The organism is Candidatus Protochlamydia phocaeensis, assembly GCF_001545115.1.
Lineage (GTDB): Bacteria > Chlamydiota > Chlamydiia > Chlamydiales > Parachlamydiaceae > Protochlamydia_A > Protochlamydia_A phocaeensis.
The window spans coordinates 121,243-138,419 of sequence record NZ_FCNU01000021.1; the positions used below are offsets into that span (position 1 = coordinate 121,243).

Here is a 17,177-nt window from a genome sequence, read left to right on the forward strand (position 1 = left end):
TTATTCCTCTCTATTCAGCTTTAAATTGCAGATTTGACTTCGAACTATACAATTGATAAACGCTTTGTCCAAAATTAATTGCTGTGAGTCCAATCAAAGCCGGATAAAAAATTTCCAAGATGGGGCCTAAAAATTGAGAGATGCCCTGGAATTCAAAAATCGCAATATTAAAAGTCAAAATCAGGGAGCCCAATAAAACGAGAGGATAGCTGACTTTCTCCTTTAATATCTCTTTTTGCATAAAGTCTGCAAAAGCAGCAATCAAGGCAATTGCCGTCGTCAGGCAGGCCAATACGACAGTCAAGCAAACAATCAATCCTGCCTGAGGTCCCAAGATTTTAAAGGCAAGGGCGGCAAGCAGCTGATCGGAAGGCAGAGAATCTAAGTAATCTGCATAAGAGGCTGCAATACAACTAAAGCCAATGTATACGACAGAAAGAAGCAACGCTCCTATACCGCTTGCCTTCAAAATAAATCCCAACCGCTCAGAAGCAGACGAGAAGGAAGCCGTTTTCTTTTGCATAAAAGCAATAATCACAGGAGCAAAAAAGAAGGCAGCCAATAGATCCATTGTATTATAGCCCTCTTTCAAACCGTGCCAAAATAATTCCAATCCGCCCGCTTGCCACGCCTGATTTTCGGAAGGAGCATTTAGAATTCCCAGAAAGACAATAGCAGCCAACAGAGCAACAAGTAAGGGGGTTAAAATATAGCCTAAAATGTCTAAAAGCCGATTCTTTTTATAAGCCAGAAAAAAGATAATGACACAAGAAATTGCACTAAATACAGTAGAAGATATCCCTGGAAAAGACAGCTGAAAAGTCGAATAAGCCAAGGCAATGCAGCGAGGCGTTGAACCCAAAGGCCCTAAAAGGGCAATAATGGCGAATGCCAGCAAAAGACCGGGAATCCGTCCTAAACGGCCAAAAAAAGCCTTGATATTCCCTTCATATAAAAACATGGCCAACAATCCGCAAAAAGGAATGGCAACAGCCGTTAAGAGCAAACCGGCAATGGCATAAGGTGTTTGGTCAAGAGCGTGCTTGCCCAAAGCAAGAGGGAATATAATATTTCCCGCCCCGAAAAACATCGAAAAGATCGCCAATCCTAAGGCGTATAAATCAAGTCGTTTAAAAGATGACATAAAGCTCCATCGCTTGTATTAAAATTATTTAAGGCATGAAATAAAGGGGAAAACAGAAATAGTGCGCTAAGCGCGCACGACGACGGAGACGACTTTAACGACGGCTAAACGCTCGACAATTCCACCTACAAAAAATGAGCAGGCAGATGCGCTCTCAAACGCAGATAGAAAGGAAAGGGGAGCGCTCATCGGGTTCATAAAATAGGGTACTTTTTTGTAACTTAAAATAAGTATAATTAAATCCATTTTTTCTGACAAGGTCAAAATAAATCAAAACCTCAAATCGATTAAAATTTAATTAATTAAGTCCCATTTCATTCGAAATAAAAAAAATATTTTAAAACAGCAACACAATTAATTTATTTTAGTTTATAATATATAAAACAAGAGAACAGATTTTATTTAATTAAACCACCTAAATAATTAGGTTTATTATGGCTAAAGTTAAAAAAACTTCTTTAAGAGAGAGCGATGGACAGGCATCTAATCTTAATGCTTCTCTGCAATCAAATAAAAAGCGCTTGATTAACCATCTCATCGAACAGGGAATTATCAGTCAACAGACATTGAATTTAACAAAAGAACACCTGAAAAAGCTGTACGAGCGGGCGTATCAGTTATACTCGGCCGGAAAGTACAAAGATGCCAAGGCTTTATTTGCTGTCTTATTAGTATTCAATCAATCAGATGTGAATTTTATTTATGGATTTGCGACTTGCTGTTTCATGTTAAAAGAGTATGAATTGGCTGCCAATAGCTATCTTCAATGCGGCTCATTGGATCCGGCCAATCCCCTTCCCTATTTCTATGCCGCCGATTGTTTTTTACATCAAAGCGATTTAGCCTCTGCTTGTGTGGCTTTGCGCATGGTCGTCAAGCGGGCAAATGAAAAATCCGAATATGCAGAACTCAAGCAACGCGCTCAATTGATATTAGGCGCTTTATCTCAGACAAAAACAGAAGAAATGCAATCCAAAACACAAGGATCAACTCCTTAATTTTTTATTACACAACATTCTCAATACGAGGTGTTTATGGAGACTGACTATTCAAGCAGTTGGCAGCGTTCCGATTCATTTAATAATCCTCTTCTTCCAAATGGAAATAACGGGGATCCAACTGTTCAATCTCAATCGCCCAACCTATCCCTATCTTTTCAAATTAAATCGACGCTTAGCCAAGCGGATGTAGCATTTAATCTCAATCCCTCTTTAAACCATCCTATTTTAACTCCTCCTGATGAAATTAATATTGCGACGAATACCAATTCTTTAGTCCAGCTTGTGACGATTTTAAATTCTGCTACGCAAATGATTCAGGAAGCTTTAGATATCTTAAATCCCAATCCAGCCCCTGGTGTTGCAGCCAATCAATCCCAAATGCCTGGCGTTGCAGCAGGTCAGAGCCAAACAGCCGACGGCGCTACTGCACCGGATGGCAGTCAGGCAAATACCGGCTTATCAAATGATTCCATGCTGAAATTTTTGACTGTTCTGGGCAAGGCTTTAACAGATTTAAGGCAGCTTGAGCACAAAATTGAACAGCAGGAAGCGACGGATACGCGTGCCTTGGCCCATGCCCTAGAAACTTTATCTAAGCTGCATGGCAATGGAACAGGAGGAAAGTTAGACTTGCTGAATAAATTGGAAGATCTAAGGCAAAATGGGGCGCAGCAGATTAGCACGGGCGAGCGTTACATCTTAGGCGAACATCCGGACCTCATGCTGCAGCTTGCCTCATATGGTATTATGCCTCCCACAGCAGGCGGAGGCCCTTATGACGGTATGGCCCAGGCTTATGCCAATAATAATACTCCTCCTTATGACAATCCCATTTATCAAGGAATGGCTCAGGCTCTTCCCGGAGGATGGGAAGAATTGTCTGGTTCAGAGCTTGATCAAGTGATCAATAAACTCAAATCATCAATTGCAAAAGACATGGTTGCCAATATGATCGGAGGAAGCGGACTGGGATCCTTCCTTATGAGAACTTCCCTTGAAAGCTCTTTGGGAATTTTTAACATTATGCATCTCAGTTCCGACAGCAAGCTCATCCAATTGATGCTGCTGCGTCAGCAGCTGGAAGATTTTAAAGAGCAGGGGCCGCGCAATATCAGCTCGGGCGAACGCTTCATTTTAGGTGAGCGTCCCGATTTAATGTTGCAGCTGGCAAATGCCGGCATCTATCCTCCTATGAATGGGGGTGGCCCTTATGATGGCATGGCCCGCACAGAGGCTGCTAACGGAAATCCCCCTTACGATAATCCCATTTATCAAACCATGGCCAACTCTCTTCCTACAGGCTGGGAAGAACTGTCTTCTTCGGAATTGGATAATGTCCTCAATCAATTAGACAACCAGATCAATTCCTTATCCAATAATTTTGCCCCTAACTTTTTATCAGAAAATCGATTTGACGCTCCATGGAATGGAATGTTCTTCTCTCCCGCTTTTGGTTTTGGCGGCTTCGGCTCTTCTTTTGATGATATCTTCTCTCCTGCCACCGATATATTCGGCCGCTTTAATCCCGCCATTAATAACATGCTTGGCGATCTGATTGCCGAAGTTGATCCAATGGAGGGCTTTATGGTGAAACTGGGATTTAGGAGCGCCGATCAAGTCGTCAATGATTTATTGACCAAAGTCATCCTTAATCAATCGCTTGCTTTTTCCCTCGCACTAGAACTTGGCAATCCTTTTGATCCGCCTTCCTTTGCCATTCAAACATTGGATAATCTTGTTGCCTCTGCCATGATCAATTCCATGGTAGAAGATTTGATGGGATTTCCAAGCACCTCTCTCTTTGAACGGGAAATGATGAAGGACAGCCTGATTTCTTTTGCTGTTTTAATTACGTTGAGCAATCACAATTCCGCTTCTTTTAATACTCTCAGCGATATTTTACAAAGTGTGGCAGAGCAGCGGCCAGACTTGGCTTTCTATACGGCAATTGGCTTGTCTCTGCTTACAGGCAGCCAGCGTCCCAACCCCGAAAGTGCCGTTAGAGAAATTGTCAAGAGATTGGCAGACAAAGTGGGACAAGACCAAGACCAATTGGAAGATATTCGCCTATTGGAGGCCCTGTTGATGGCGATGATGAAAAAACTTTTACAAGGCTTGCTTGGCTCGCCTCAACAAGGCGGCCCCGATCCTAGCGGCTCGGATGGACAAGGAAGCGGCGGAAACACAACCTTTATTATTCAAGGTTAGCCTTCTAGGCGTAGCACAAAATAGCGATGGCGCTTTTCAGCTGAGAGCGTATTTTTCACTCTTTGCTGAGAGCGCCATTTTTTTATAAAACCAGTGAAAAGGAAGGCCCTTATTCGATCAGCGTCTTTTCGAATCGTTTGCGGCTGCCTCTAAAAATTCCTTTGGCTTCATTTTTAAGGGCAATATCCAATGCATTCATGACTTTCACTCCTTTTTCGACATGCTCGCCTGTATAGGTATTAAAGACATTTTCTGAGCTCTTTTTTGTCTTAATTCCTTCTCTATTCAGGGGCAAATCCGAGATAAGAAGAAGTGCCCCGACAGGCAATTTATGGCTATATCCAGCCATGAACAGCGTTGCGCATTCCATTTCAATAGACTGCGGGCGCGTCGCCTTCAATCGGGTGCGAAAGTCCTGGTCGAATTCCCAGAACCGCTTGTTAGTCGTATGCGTAATCCCAATATGGTAGGACGTTTTTTCTTCATCCAGAACATTTGTGACAATTTTTTGCACTAAAAAATTTGCCAATGAAGGCACTTCGGCAGGAAAATAAAAATCAGATGTTCCTTCCCCTCTAATACTTGCGATGGGCACAAAATACTCTCCAACTTCATAATTCCTTCTCAACCCTCCGCACATGCCGAGCAGCAAGGCGGCCCGAATGGGTAAGAAAGCACACAAATCCACAACAAGAGCGGCTGCCGGAGACCCTATTTTAAAATCCAAAATACTGACCTGTTCAGTTGGCGAATGGGCCACTTTAAACGTAGATCCTTCAATGACAGATACGCCCCGGCTTTCGGCAAAATAATGGACATATCTAGAAAAATTGGTCAATAGAAGATAGGGCTGAAAATCAGCGACGGGCGATCCTGAATAACGCTCTAATGTATCGTGAGCAATCTTTTCTTGTAGAAGATATTCTTCCAATTGCTGGTCTATATCATTCATAGAAATTCCTTAACCTGATAGTCTACTCTTTTTCATGAGCAGTTTCTTTTTGATTATAGAGCTGTTCTTAATCCGAATTGAATAAGGGACCAAATGTAGGCTGAGATTCCTTCACTACCATGAAGTGCTCTTGACAGCGTCCGCATGTCAAATCTTTTTCCAGCTGTCCTAGCCGATATTCATATTTATCGCGATTTTCTATAATATATCCGCATTTAGGACAACGATAATAATGAATGACAATGTCCCATGTATGATTGCCATGTCTTTGTCTTGGATCATCCATGACCGCGCTTATCTCCGAATAATTGGGCCAATAAAGCTGCAAAAAATCCCCTTTTTTTTGGCCTCATGCGATGATTTTCGATCCCCCATCCATTTAAATCATGCATTTCACATCCAATAATGCCATGGCCAGGCTCAACTTTTTCCTTAATAAGGGGCTTATCTATTTTATAATCCCGATATTCCTTGAACCACATACAACCTCCTTTATTTGGATGCCGCTTGTTTTCAAATTCTCTAATCTGAAAGCATGGGTATGCTCAAATTATTATTAATAATTTTATCAAAAGCGTTTTTTGTTTAATAGATGAACCTATCAATGAATATAGATGAACCTATCCATGAATTTAGAATATGATAAAACTTTACCTTTAAAGAGGTAAAGAGAGAGATGACAAGAGATTTTGAGAAATTAGAAGATAAGCGGTGGGAGAGGAAGTAGAGCAATTGATGAATTGGCAAGCTCCCTTGCAAAGAGGAAAAAGAATAAAATAGGGTTATGCATGAAAGGGAAAATCGAACAAGCTTTTGCTCATTTTAAACGTAAATTCCGGAGACTTATGCTTGAGAGATAGCAAACCACTTGGCTTGGATTTCTAAATTGTGCTTTTATTCTTAATTGGATCCAAATTTTATTAAGATAGATTCATTGATAGCCTGTTAAAAAACCTTCTAATGGCTTGAATTCGAGTTCTTTTCCCCTAAGGAGCAAGAGTTCCTATAAGAAAAAAAATCTCAAGTGCAAACTATTATAATTTATTTAACAGTTCTAAAGATTACCATAACATAACAACTTACAGAAACATTTAATAAATAAACCAATTTAAATCATTTATTTTAAATACATTATTCATTACAATAAATAACTACTAAACAATTTAAATTAATATATTCCGAGGTATGCATGTCTATTCCCTTGATAAATGGTCCTTCTCGTCCTTATCGCTTGGAGCAAACCCATCTTCAGCCAGCCAGTAAATGGGCCTACAAACTTGTTAAATGGGAAAAGCAAGTCTCTTCTCTCCATTCATGGAATCCCATTCACCTGATTAAGCAGCTTTTTGCCTCTCTCATCGTCCTTCCTTTCAAGGTAAATTTTAATTCCAGCTTGCCTAGCGGCTACGACTGCTATGTGGCTCTTTATAAAGAAAAATTAGAGCGCAAGGCAATAAAGGCGACGCTAGAAGAGAGAATTCAAGCCCGAAAAATCATGACGGAAGCCTTGGGCGGCCAGGGAGCTTGCCAAGCCATCCCAGTGATAAACAAAGATACGATGGAACACTTTAGCCCAAGCGAGCAAGAGCCTTTTTCCTTTATTCTTCATACGCATCTGTTCCATGACAGCCATTTAATCCAAGGAGAAGATCGCTGGGGGCGCATTGCACTGGGGATGACATTAGTGGACAAAACCGAGCAAGAGCGCAATAAAAACGAGCGGCATATTATTCGATGGACAATTGGACAGCACTATTCTGAAAGTGCGATTGATAGAGAAAAGGCGATCAGCGGAGAGAAGACAGATCAGTGGAACTCTACGATTTACGCAGAAAAAGGCGAAGATAGAACGGGCTATCTTAAAGAAAATGATGAATCCCACGTCGCCTATAACTTCAGGGTGCAAAGAGATTTTCAATTTAGCAATAAAGAGGAGATGGCAAAAACCTTAAAAGAAATCGTTCAAGGGATCCATCCAAGATATAAACTCGGCCTCTCGGCTTACTAAATCGCCGAAGTTTTACTCCCCTCCCAATCAGATTTATGTGCGGATCAGGACTTAACCATCCCTGATCCGTTAATAAAGTTTTTTTCTTGCTTTGCGTGCCTTTCTTTTTTTCAGACCAAGCTCCCCTTATTTCACGCCTTTAGAATTGCTGGACTTATCTCTATTTTTGCGCTATAGTTAGATCCTTTAGTCTTAAGTTAAGAAAAAGGATATTCCAATGGCACAACAAGTCAGTACCAATGAAATTAGAGGCGGAATGAAAGTTGAGGTAGAAGGACAGCCTTATACCATCATCAGCAATGAATTTGTCAAGCCTGGTAAGGGACAAGCCTTCAACCGCATTAAAATGAAACACTTGCTATCCGGCCGCGTCATCGAACGCACATTTAAGTCAGGCGAAAAGTTAGATGTCGCAGACGTCGCGGAAGAGCTCATGCGTATGCTCTATAAAGAGACCGATGGGATTGTCTTTATGGATGAGAAGACTTTTGAACAAATCAAGATTCCTTTCGAAAATATTGGCGATACTGTTCAATGGTTGATGGACGATCATGTCTACGACGTCATTTTCTATAATGGCGCTCCTGTCAACGTTGAGCCTCCGACATTTATGGAAATGGCCATTACGGAAACCTCGCCCGGCGTCCGCGGAGATACGGCTTCTGGCCGCGTCATGAAACCGGCTACTTTGGAAAGCGGAGCCAAAATCCAAGTGCCTATCTTTATCGAACAAGGCGAGAAAATTAAGGTTGATACGCGCACAGGTGAATATGTTTCTCGCGTGTCCAGCTAATTCAGCCGATCAGGCCCTTCCCTCTTTAAAAGTCGCGCGGCTGCAAGACCGCGCGCTAATGCTCAAACGAGCACGAGCCTTTTTTGATGAACGCCAAGTCTTAGAAGTCGATTGTCCCATCCTCAGCGTCCGCGCCTCCGTCGATGCGCATATTGATTTAATTCCCGCGACTTATCACGGGCAGAAGACAGCTTATCTGCATTCTTCCCCCGAATACGGCATGAAACGCCTTTTAGCAGAGGGGATGGGAGATATCTATCAACTATCTCACGTTTTCCGCGATGGAGAGCATAGCTTCAAGCACAATCCCGAATTTACCATGGCGGAATGGTATCGCATGGGCTTGAGCTTAGAAGAAATGATGGAAGAGACCGTCCAATTTATCCGCTTATTTGTAGGCGATCTTCCCTATCAAGTGATCAGCTATCGGGATCTCTTTTTACAAGAGACGGGTCTCGATTATTATACAGCTAGCGAACAAGACCTTTTTTCCTATATTCAAGCCAACCACATTCCTTTTTATGCTTCGGTGGTGGAAGAGGGCAAGGATGCCCTGTTAAATCTCATCTTAGGCTCGCAAATCGAGCCGCGATTGGGTCAAGACAAGTTATGCGTGCTTGCCTATTATCCTGCAAGCCAAGCCGCTCTTGCCCGCAAGCGCTGGCATGGACAGGAACCTGTTGCCGAACGTTTTGAAGTGTATTATAAGGGCATTGAACTGGCCAATGGTTATCATGAATTAACGGATGCAGTCGAGCAGCATCAGCGCTTTATAGAAGCCAATGAACAGCGCCATTCATTGGGCAAAAATCCCCTTCCGATTGATGGTCATTTCTTAAAAGCACTGGAGAAGGGCCTTCCTGATTGTTGCGGCGTGGCTGTCGGCTTTGACCGTTTAATGATGCTGCGTCATCCCCAAGCGCAGATTGCCGATGTCATTGCCTGGGGATGGGATCAAGCTTAATCTCCCATGCGATAAGCCGCTCTTCTACGCCGCTTACCAGCCGAAAGCAAGCCCCCCTCCGAACAGTCCTGTTATATTGACGCTTAAAAATAAAAAGAACAGGCAAGTGTAGTAAGAAAACAGATTTTGGCTCAAACGCACAGCCCTTTCCCGCAAACTTGTCGCCCAAAAGGCCAAAATCAAAGTAGTAACGCCAAAAAAGCGATGCCAAGCATACAAATCGGCAAGCGTTCCTTCATAGACTTGTCCGTAGCCCAAAGCAAATCCGCACAGAACAGTTGGAATGGACAAAATAGCTGAGGATATCAGCATAAAGCGTGCTGCATGGTCAAAAAGCGGATTGGCATACCATTTTGATAAAATTTCAGCGGCGGCTGTCATGATGATCAAGGCGATGGGAAAGTGCAAAAAGATGAGGTGCAATTCACCTATGCCGCGAATCCAGGCAGCCAGGCCGCCGCTTTGCAAAGCCGCTTCAGCATCTTCTTCCTCCGTTTCGAGGAAAGGCTGCTCATGAGCGGAATTTTGAGCTGTGTGATGCCCCTCATGTGCCTGAAGGGCAAGAAAGGGGAAAAAGATGCAAAACAACTTCAATAGACACACCATTTTAGCCTCCTTAGCATAAAGATTTAACTTTAAAATATTTGACAATCCGAGGCAAGTGTGGAACAAATCATTGGCAATCAATAAACCCCGGTTAATAGCCGGCTAGCGTACCCATCTTTGGACAATCGGAAAGCGCCGGCCAATAGAAAAGGCTTTTTCTGAGACACGCAGGCCGGGAGGCGCTTGGCGGCGCTTATATTCATTTTGATGGATGCGTTTAATTAAGTCTTGCACAAGAGGCAGCGGGTAATTGTAGTGAGCAGCAATCCATTCTGCCGAATGATGCTCTTCCACATAAGCTTGCAATACGCGGTCTAAAATTTGATAATCGGGAAGCGAATCGGAATCTTTTTGATTGGGGCGGAGCTCGGCAGAAGGGGGGCGGCGGATGGTATTCCAGGGGATGATTTCTCCATGGCGATTGATCCATTCAGATAACGCATACACTTGCTGTTTAGTCAAATCGTTAATGACTCCAAGCCCGCCGCACATATCTCCATATAAAGTCGCATACCCCATGGCCAATTCGCTTTTATTGCCGGTGCTAAGTACAATATAGCCAAATTTATTGGAAAAAGCCATCAACAACATGCCTCGGATGCGGGCTTGTAAATTTTCTTCTGTAATATCGGGCGGGCGCTCAGCAAAATAGGGAGCTAAAAGAGTGAGATAGCTCTCAAAGGGAGCCTCTATTGAAATTTCCTTATAGTCCATTCCCAAACGCTTAGCTAGCTGAGCCGAGTCTCTCGCGCTTTCGGGCGACGAAAAACGAGAGGGCATATTGATTGCCAAGACATTTTCAGGGCCAAGCGCTTCAGCCGCAATGCAGGCAACCAGAGCGGAATCAATGCCTCCTGACAAGCCTAAGCAAGCTCTCTTAAACCCTAGCTTATGGAAATAGTCATGGACGCCTAAAACAAGCGCTTGATAGAGATCTTCCATGACATGTCTTTCTCCTCCGGAAGAAAGAGAGCCCTGCTTGGCAAGATCAATCCATAGATCATCTTCCTTAAATCCTTTGGCGCACTGAATTAATCCTGACTCATTGACAACCAAGCTATAGCCATCAAAAATTAAGCTATCGTTTCCTCCTACTTGATTGCACAAAACAATCGGGCATTTCAGCGTTTTGGCTGCCGCTAAGCAGACTTGCAAGCGCGTGTTGAATTTAGAAACGCTATAGGGAGAGGCCGATAAATTGAGCAGGACGGACGGATGATGGTCTTTAAGCTCTAAAACAGGATCACGCTTATAATGAGTAGATTGAATCCGTCCGCTATGCTGCCATAAATCTTCACAGATTGTGACGGCAACCGATTCCCCTTTAATAGACCAGACCCTGGTTGGACCGCCTGGTTCGAAATACCGTCTCTCATCGAACACATCATAAGTCGGCAATAATGTCTTATTGACAAATCCTAAAATTTGTCCATCTTGAATAATGGCGGCGCTATTGTATAAAGCCTTTTCCAAACAATCAGGATTGCCGCGGGGCAGTCCGACAATCGCACAAATTCCTTGAGTGGCTTGCACGATTTGATTGAGATGTTGCCAAACAGCTTCCATAAAAGAAGGAAGCAATAGAAAATCTTCGGGCGGATAGCCGCTTAAAGCCAACTCGGGCAAAAGAACAATGTCTGCTCCTCCCGTCTTCCCTCTCTCAATGCTTTGTAAAATACGTGCGGTGTTCCCCGCCAAGTCGCCAATTATGGGATTAATCTGAGCTAGTAAAATGCGCATAGCTGCCATCGTATTAAATTGATTCCTTCACTCGGGTTAAGTATAGCGGATGACAGGGAAAGGGTAAAGCCTTCGATGGCATTTTCAAAGAGAGCGGGGAATAGGGGCAAAATGGCTAGGCGGACTGAATAACCTGAGTTAATAAATAGGATGGATAAACTTTAACCATCCGGAAGAATAGCGTGCCCTTATTCTTCCGGATAGCTAAAGCCTTTAATTGGACTTAAAGGGCAATTAGCTGCCAAAATCGTCGAGAACAATATTTTCGCGAGGAACGCCGTACTCATCCAATAGCTTCAACACACTTTTATTATGCATAGGAGGTCCGCAAACATAAAATAGGCATTCTTCAGGAGATTCCATTTCCTTAAGCTGACCTTCCTCAAATGCTTTAAACAAATAATTGGTCTTAATAGGATCTTTAGCAGGCCATCCGGCAGCCAAATCTTCAGGCAAGGGCTCAGATAAAACAAGCCGATAGCTAAAGTTAGGATGCTTTTTTTCCAATTCCTCATACTCTTTTTGGTAGATATTTTCTTTTAAAGAACGCGCTCCGTACCACATTGTCACTTTACGCTTAGTCTCTTCCGTATTAAATAGATGCAGGATATGGCTGCGGCCAAATGATGAGCCGGCTCCCCCGATGAGAAAAACAAGCTCTCGGCCATCGTTTATCATAAAAGATTCTCCATAAGGACCGGATAAGCGAATTTGATCGCCGGGCTTTAGAGAAAACGTATAGCTAGAGCAAATCCCCCAAGGAACATTTTCTTGCAATTTGCCATTCACAAACGGAGGTGTCGCAATGCGGATATTGAACCTTAGGGTACGTCCCTCAGCGGGATAAGACGCCATCGAATAGGCGCGAATAATTTCATTCGGCGGACCGGAAAGATTGTTAAAATCAAGCGTCTTGCCAAATAGGCCAAATTTTTCCCAATCTCCATAAAACTTGGGATCCATTGTCGATTTCCATTCATCCGTATGGGTCTTAAAGGGTGGAACGTGGAACTGCAAATAACCGCCCGAGCGATAGGGAACTTCTTCCCCTTTAGGAATTTCGACAATTAGCTCCTTAATAAAAGTGGCCACATTTTCATTGCTGATTACTTGCGCCTTCCATTCTTTCACACCTAGGGCATGCTCATCGATATGAACATGCAAATCGCCTTTTAGCTTGCATTGGCAAGACAATCGCCACCCCTTTTGCAGCTGCCCTTTAGAAAAGGTATCAATATCCGTTTGCAAGGGAACGCTTGCGCCTTCCAGGATTTGGACTTTGCACTGCTTGCAAGTGGCTTTTCCACCACAAGGGGAAGGAATGGGAATGCCATGCGATGTCAGGGCAGATAAAAGCGTTCCTCCGCCAGGTGTGTGAATGGTTAACGCTTCATCCTCGTTAATTTTAATGGTGCACATGTCCGAACTGACGAATTTAGCCTTTGTAAAAAGGATTAGAGCCGTCAATCCAACGCCGATCACGACAAAGGCTGTAATCGCGTATAAGCTCAACAAAGGGTCAATGCTCCCCAAAGCACCTAGTACAATGAGGGATAAAAAGGCATGAACAGTCATAATTTTCTCGAATGAAGATCGGCAATTTTATTTAGAAATTAATTGATCCAGGTATAACTTGCGTTTTTTTTCCCTTCAAGAAAAACACTCTTAATGTCTAGAAGATTCCGAAGACTGGGAAGTCCCCGAAGAGCCTGTTCGACCAGGAGCCTCTATCTTAGGCGCTATTTTCACGTTCTCTCCATTTTCTGCGCTTTTCTCCGCAAAGAAATAAAATAAGGCAATAATTGCAATAATGACCAATACAACGATTGCCACAATAGCTGTACTTCCAACGCCTTCACCATTTGCCATTTTCTTCTCCTTACAATAACTGTGAAACTTAGGACATATCATCAATTAGACAATAGCCCGGATTCAAAGTGATTTTCTTCCCAGAAGAAAAGAATTCGAATAGTGGTTTCTTGTCTAATTGACGACACGCTCTAGAATTTGTCAAATATTTTTTTATCTAAATTCCCTACTGTATGCAATCTTTTCATTTTTTTGTGCATATTTTGCCTATCTCTTTGCACTTTTTAGTATAATCTTCTATTTTAAGTATTTATACCGAATTAAATTCATTTCGGCTTCCTTCACCTATTTATTAACTAGGAACAATAAATATGACAGCTTTAACAAAAATTGAGACTTCGCATGCTCCTAAAGCAATTGGTCCGTATTCTCAGGCAATTTTAGCGAATCAAAAACTGTTATTCATTTCTGGCCAGCTGCCGATAGATCCAGCGACCGGTAAACTGGTCGAATCAAATGTCAGCTTTCAAGCCAATCGGGTATTAAACAATTTAGAAGCCATTTTAAAAGCAGCAGGCTGTACATTTAAAGATGTCGTCCGCTGCGATGTCTTTCTCAAAGACCTCAATGACTTTAGCCTCGTCAATGAAGAATATGGCAAACGCTTTACGCATGCGCACCCGCCTGCAAGGCAGACAATCCAAGTCGCCCGTCTGCCACTTGATGCCTTAATCGAAATTTCGTGTATTGCTATCGTTCCTTGACACAAATTGAAAATAGACTGAAAATTTAAAGATTCAAATCAACTCTTTACCAAGGTGTTAAGCATGGAAAAAGGATCGCTTCAAATCCACAGCGAAAACATTTTGCCCATCATTAAGAAATGGCTCTACTCAGATAAGGATATTTTTGTAAGGGAATTAGTCTCTAATGCCTGCGATGCCATTCAAAAAGTCAAGATTTTACGCGATGAAGGGCAAATTGAAGCTAAGGACGAAGATTTTCGCATCGATATTCAAATCGACACGCAAAATCGGACGTTAAAATTTATTGATAACGGAATCGGAATGGATGCCGAGGAAGTCAAAAAGTACATCGCTCAAATCGCCTTCTCGGGAGCTGAAGAATTTCTCAGCAAGTATCAATCGAATAAAGAGGCAGACCAATTCATTGGTCACTTCGGCCTAGGCTTCTATTCTGCTTATATGGTTGCCGATCAGGTAGAAATCAACACGCTTTCCTATAAGGCGGGAGCCGAACCCGTGCTTTGGATCTGCGACGGCTCCTCTGATTATGAAATAGATCGTGGAACAAGGCAAACACGGGGAACTGAGATTACGCTCTTTATAGGCGAGGACCACGAGGAATGCCTCGATAAAGGCCATATGGAGAAGACGCTCAGGCACTACTGCTCTTTTCTCCCCTACCCCATTTACTTGGACGGCAAGCGCATTAATGACCACGAGCCTCTTTGGACTAAACCTGCATCGGAATGCACGCAAGAGGATTATCTCCAATTTTACCGCTATTTGTATCCCTTCGAAGAAGATCCCCTTTTCTGGGTGCATCTCAATGTCGATTATCCCTTTAATTTAAAGGGCATTTTATATTTTCCAAAAATCAAACGCGATTTTGATATCAACAAAAGCGGAGTCAGCCTTTACTGCAATCGCGTCTTTGTATCCGATAACTGCAAAGACCTTATTCCTAATTATTTGACAGTTTTAAAAGGCATCATTGACAGCCCGGATATTCCTTTGAATGTGTCTCGAAGCTATCTGCAGATGGATAGAACTGTGCGTCAATTGGCCAACCATATTTCTAAGAAAGTGGCAGACAGCTTATCGGCTTTATACAAAACAGATCGGGAACGCTTTATCCGCGCCTGGCAAGATGTCTCTATGATTGCCAAATTGGGAATCTTAGAAGATGAGAAATTCTACGAGCGAGCAAAAGAGTTCCTTATCTGGCAAGATACGGATAAGCAATGGACAACCGTCAATGAATACTTGGAGCGCAATAGAGAAAAGACCGGAGATAAAATTCTCTATACCATTGATGAAAAACATGCCGGCCACATGTTGACCATTTATCGCCAGCAAGGAGCCGAAATCTTATGCGCCAATAGTCCGCTTGACCCCTATCTCATGCAGTTTTTAGAGAACAAGCTCAGCCCTGTAACCTTTCAACGCATTGACGCGGAAGTGCATGAAAACCTCGTCGATAAATCACGAGAGAAAACCATTTTGGATGCCGAAGGGAAAACAGAAGCAGCTCGATTGGCTGATTTTGTCCGGGCTAAATTGGGAGACGACCTCATTGACGTGCAGGCCAAAAGCCTGGCAACCGATGACTTGCCGGGCATCATTGTACTAGATGAAAAGCAAAGGCGCATGCGCGATTACCTGATGCGGCTCGATCCGGAAGAAAGAGGCAAACAAATGCCTTTTTTGAGCAAGAGAACATTTGTCGTCAATACCAACAGTCCTTTGATGACAGCCATTCAGAAGCTTGATAACTCCAAGCCCGATCTGGCCAAGGATCTCATGCAAGAGGTTTATGAACTAGCCCTTTTATCGCAGCGGGAAATGGAACCCCATGCTTTAAGCGAATTTATCAGCCGAAGCATGCGCATCTTAGAGACCTTGACAAAAGAAGCAGTCAAAGGCATTTAATCTATATTTATAGCAATTGCCTCTCTTTTTGCAGCCCTTCCCCCTCTTCGAAGGGCTGCAAAGCCAAGCATGCATGTAAAAAGACGCATGTCCCCTACTCCTCTCAAATCTGACAATTTGCAAGGCGACGACAGTCCCTTAATAATCCGAGTTTGGAGTCTTTTTGCTCTTTCGACCGCGTCAAAGCGTCGGAGATGAACAAATGGCAAGGCGGTCCATATTAAAAAGATGAACCCTCTTGCTATTTTTCATCTGCAAGAGCTTCCACGTCAGTCCAAAGGACAAAAAACCTCAAACTCAGGTTAATAGATTTTTTATTTAATTTTTAGATTGAGTAATTACAACAACAAACACAACTAAATTAATAAAAAAACATCCCCGCAAAACAAGTAACAAAATAACTATTAACAATAAAATTGACAAATAAAAATCAATTAATTTATCTTAAACTCTTTTTTTCTATCCATAAAGGTCTAGCAATGATTCCTAATTATGTTCTCTTTTCCAGCTCGATTCAAGCATCCATTAGATCTCTTCAAAATGAGTGGGGAGAACTTGAAGCACGCCGTCTCAGCTGGATAAATGAAAGTACTCAACGCAAGGTTCAAGAAGTGAGCCTGAAAATTATTGAAAATGCATGTTATATCACGTTCGTCGCCTCTATAGCGCTAACGTTTACTGTGTCGCCTTGGTTTCTTATAGCGACTCCTATAGTGGCTATAATAGCAACCTCTACTGAATTGATCCGTGAGCGCGTTTTGGGATTTTCTACTCATATAAAGTTTTTGGATTTTTACGAACATGGGGTAAACAAAAGCCAAAGTACAGGGAAATCTTTAATGAACCATGTGAAGCTTATTCAATCCGGATTTAAAGAACGCAGGACATTTCTTGCCGGCATAGGGAAATTGTCGCCACAAGAGAAAAGAGATTATGCCAATAGCCAAAACGCCTCTATACAAACATTAAAGCTAATGGGCTATATTCTTTCTTCTTTAGACAGTATTCAACGAGAGAGAAGAGAGGAATATCTGGATTTTATTCAAAAAGCTAAAAGCAGCTTAAATGATTTAAATATGGAAGTCACAGTCCGTGAAGCTTTTCTTAATTTGTTAAACAAAATCGAAGAGGATCCAGCCAGAGCCTACCAACGGTTTGAAGACATTAAACGAGTAAATAGAGCGGGTAGAAATAGTATCAATATGTTCACTATTCTAGGTGAATTAGCGACCGCTTAGCGCAGGACAGACGTGAGCCAGCCTGACTGGCTAAGGGAG

The 17,177-nt window shown here is 42.6% G+C and carries 17 protein-coding genes; 8 read left to right on the forward strand and 9 right to left on the reverse strand.

Going from position 1 to position 17,177, the window contains the following annotated elements; translation table 11 throughout:
* Nucleotides 1-10 precede the first annotated feature (10 nt).
* On the reverse strand, nucleotides 11-1,144 hold the full coding sequence (locus tag BN3769_RS07320; RefSeq protein WP_079989464.1) for a branched-chain amino acid transport system II carrier protein: 1,134 nt from the start codon (nucleotides 1,142-1,144) through the stop codon (nucleotides 11-13).
* Nucleotides 1,145-1,210: 66 nt separating this feature from the next.
* Nucleotides 1,211-1,342, reverse strand: a complete 132-nt coding sequence (locus BN3769_RS15135) for a hypothetical protein (protein WP_255354188.1) — start codon at nucleotides 1,340-1,342, stop codon at nucleotides 1,211-1,213.
* Between the two features lie 236 nt (nucleotides 1,343-1,578).
* Here BN3769_RS15135 and BN3769_RS07325 point away from each other — a divergent pair, with 236 nt between their 5' ends.
* Together BN3769_RS07325 and BN3769_RS07330 are read left to right on the forward strand one after the other, a co-directional pair.
* Entirely contained in the window at nucleotides 1,579-2,142 is a 564-nt protein-coding gene (locus BN3769_RS07325) for a SycD/LcrH family type III secretion system chaperone (RefSeq protein ID WP_068469095.1), read from the forward strand.
* A gap of 36 nt (nucleotides 2,143-2,178) precedes the next feature.
* The gene (locus tag BN3769_RS07330) at nucleotides 2,179-4,353 is read left to right on the forward strand and encodes a hypothetical protein (RefSeq protein ID WP_068469096.1); all 2,175 of its coding nucleotides are present in this window, start codon (nucleotides 2,179-2,181) and stop codon (nucleotides 4,351-4,353) included.
* A 109-nt stretch (nucleotides 4,354-4,462) separates the two neighbouring features.
* Here BN3769_RS07330 and BN3769_RS07335 read toward each other — a convergent pair whose 3' ends face one another.
* From BN3769_RS07335 to BN3769_RS07345, 3 genes are all read right to left on the reverse strand, one after another.
* Nucleotides 4,463-5,296: an AMP nucleosidase gene (locus BN3769_RS07335; protein ID WP_195155563.1), complete on the reverse strand. Its 834-nt coding sequence runs from the start codon at nucleotides 5,294-5,296 to the stop codon at nucleotides 4,463-4,465.
* 76 nt (nucleotides 5,297-5,372) lie between these two features.
* Complete coding sequence (locus BN3769_RS07340; RefSeq protein ID WP_068469098.1) at nucleotides 5,373-5,591, reverse strand: hypothetical protein; 219 nt, start codon at nucleotides 5,589-5,591, stop codon at nucleotides 5,373-5,375.
* Entirely contained in the window at nucleotides 5,584-5,787 is a 204-nt protein-coding gene (locus BN3769_RS07345; protein WP_068469099.1) for a hypothetical protein, read from the reverse strand. The genes BN3769_RS07340 and BN3769_RS07345 overlap by 8 nt, the downstream gene beginning before the upstream one ends.
* A 707-nt stretch (nucleotides 5,788-6,494) precedes the next feature.
* On the opposite strand from BN3769_RS07345, the gene BN3769_RS07350 reads away from it, so the two are divergent.
* From BN3769_RS07350 to epmA, 3 genes are all read left to right on the forward strand, one after another.
* A complete protein-coding gene (locus tag BN3769_RS07350; protein ID WP_068469100.1) occupies nucleotides 6,495-7,313 on the forward strand; it encodes a hypothetical protein in 819 nt (272 codons plus the stop codon).
* 217 nt (nucleotides 7,314-7,530) lie between these two features.
* Nucleotides 7,531-8,106 (forward strand): elongation factor P, encoded by a 576-nt coding sequence (gene efp, locus BN3769_RS07355; RefSeq protein WP_068469101.1) that lies wholly within the window; start codon nucleotides 7,531-7,533, stop codon nucleotides 8,104-8,106.
* Entirely contained in the window at nucleotides 8,084-9,070 is a 987-nt protein-coding gene (gene epmA, locus BN3769_RS07360; RefSeq protein WP_068469102.1) for an EF-P lysine aminoacylase EpmA, read from the forward strand. Before efp ends, epmA begins: the two co-directional genes overlap by 23 nt.
* 33 nt (nucleotides 9,071-9,103) lie before the next feature.
* Here epmA and BN3769_RS07365 read toward each other — a convergent pair whose 3' ends face one another.
* The 4 genes from BN3769_RS07365 to BN3769_RS07380 all read right to left on the reverse strand — a co-directional run bounded on the left by BN3769_RS07365 (nucleotide 9,104) and on the right by BN3769_RS07380 (nucleotide 13,285).
* Entirely contained in the window at nucleotides 9,104-9,676 is a 573-nt protein-coding gene (locus tag BN3769_RS07365) for a DUF2231 domain-containing protein (RefSeq protein ID WP_068469103.1), read from the reverse strand.
* A gap of 102 nt (nucleotides 9,677-9,778) precedes the next feature.
* Nucleotides 9,779-11,416 (reverse strand): NAD+ synthase, encoded by a 1,638-nt coding sequence (locus tag BN3769_RS07370; protein WP_068469165.1) that lies wholly within the window; start codon nucleotides 11,414-11,416, stop codon nucleotides 9,779-9,781.
* Nucleotides 11,417-11,650: 234 nt separating this feature from the next.
* The gene (gene nqrF, locus BN3769_RS07375) at nucleotides 11,651-12,991 is read right to left on the reverse strand and encodes an NADH:ubiquinone reductase (Na(+)-transporting) subunit F (protein ID WP_079989465.1); all 1,341 of its coding nucleotides are present in this window, start codon (nucleotides 12,989-12,991) and stop codon (nucleotides 11,651-11,653) included.
* A 90-nt stretch (nucleotides 12,992-13,081) separates the two neighbouring features.
* Nucleotides 13,082-13,285: a hypothetical protein gene (locus BN3769_RS07380; RefSeq protein ID WP_068469104.1), complete on the reverse strand. Its 204-nt coding sequence runs from the start codon at nucleotides 13,283-13,285 to the stop codon at nucleotides 13,082-13,084.
* 311 nt (nucleotides 13,286-13,596) lie between these two features.
* On the opposite strand from BN3769_RS07380, the gene BN3769_RS07385 reads away from it, so the two are divergent.
* The 3 genes from BN3769_RS07385 to BN3769_RS07395 all read left to right on the forward strand — a co-directional run bounded on the left by BN3769_RS07385 (nucleotide 13,597) and on the right by BN3769_RS07395 (nucleotide 17,138).
* A complete protein-coding gene (locus BN3769_RS07385) occupies nucleotides 13,597-13,989 on the forward strand; it encodes a RidA family protein (protein WP_068469105.1) in 393 nt (130 codons plus the stop codon).
* A 63-nt stretch (nucleotides 13,990-14,052) separates the two neighbouring features.
* The gene (htpG, locus tag BN3769_RS07390; RefSeq protein ID WP_068469106.1) at nucleotides 14,053-15,900 is read left to right on the forward strand and encodes a molecular chaperone HtpG; all 1,848 of its coding nucleotides are present in this window, start codon (nucleotides 14,053-14,055) and stop codon (nucleotides 15,898-15,900) included.
* Nucleotides 15,901-16,379: 479 nt separating this feature from the next.
* Nucleotides 16,380-17,138, forward strand: coding sequence for a hypothetical protein (locus tag BN3769_RS07395; RefSeq protein WP_068469107.1), 759 nt, complete (start codon nucleotides 16,380-16,382; stop codon nucleotides 17,136-17,138).
* The last annotated feature ends 39 nt before the right edge of the window (nucleotides 17,139-17,177 follow it).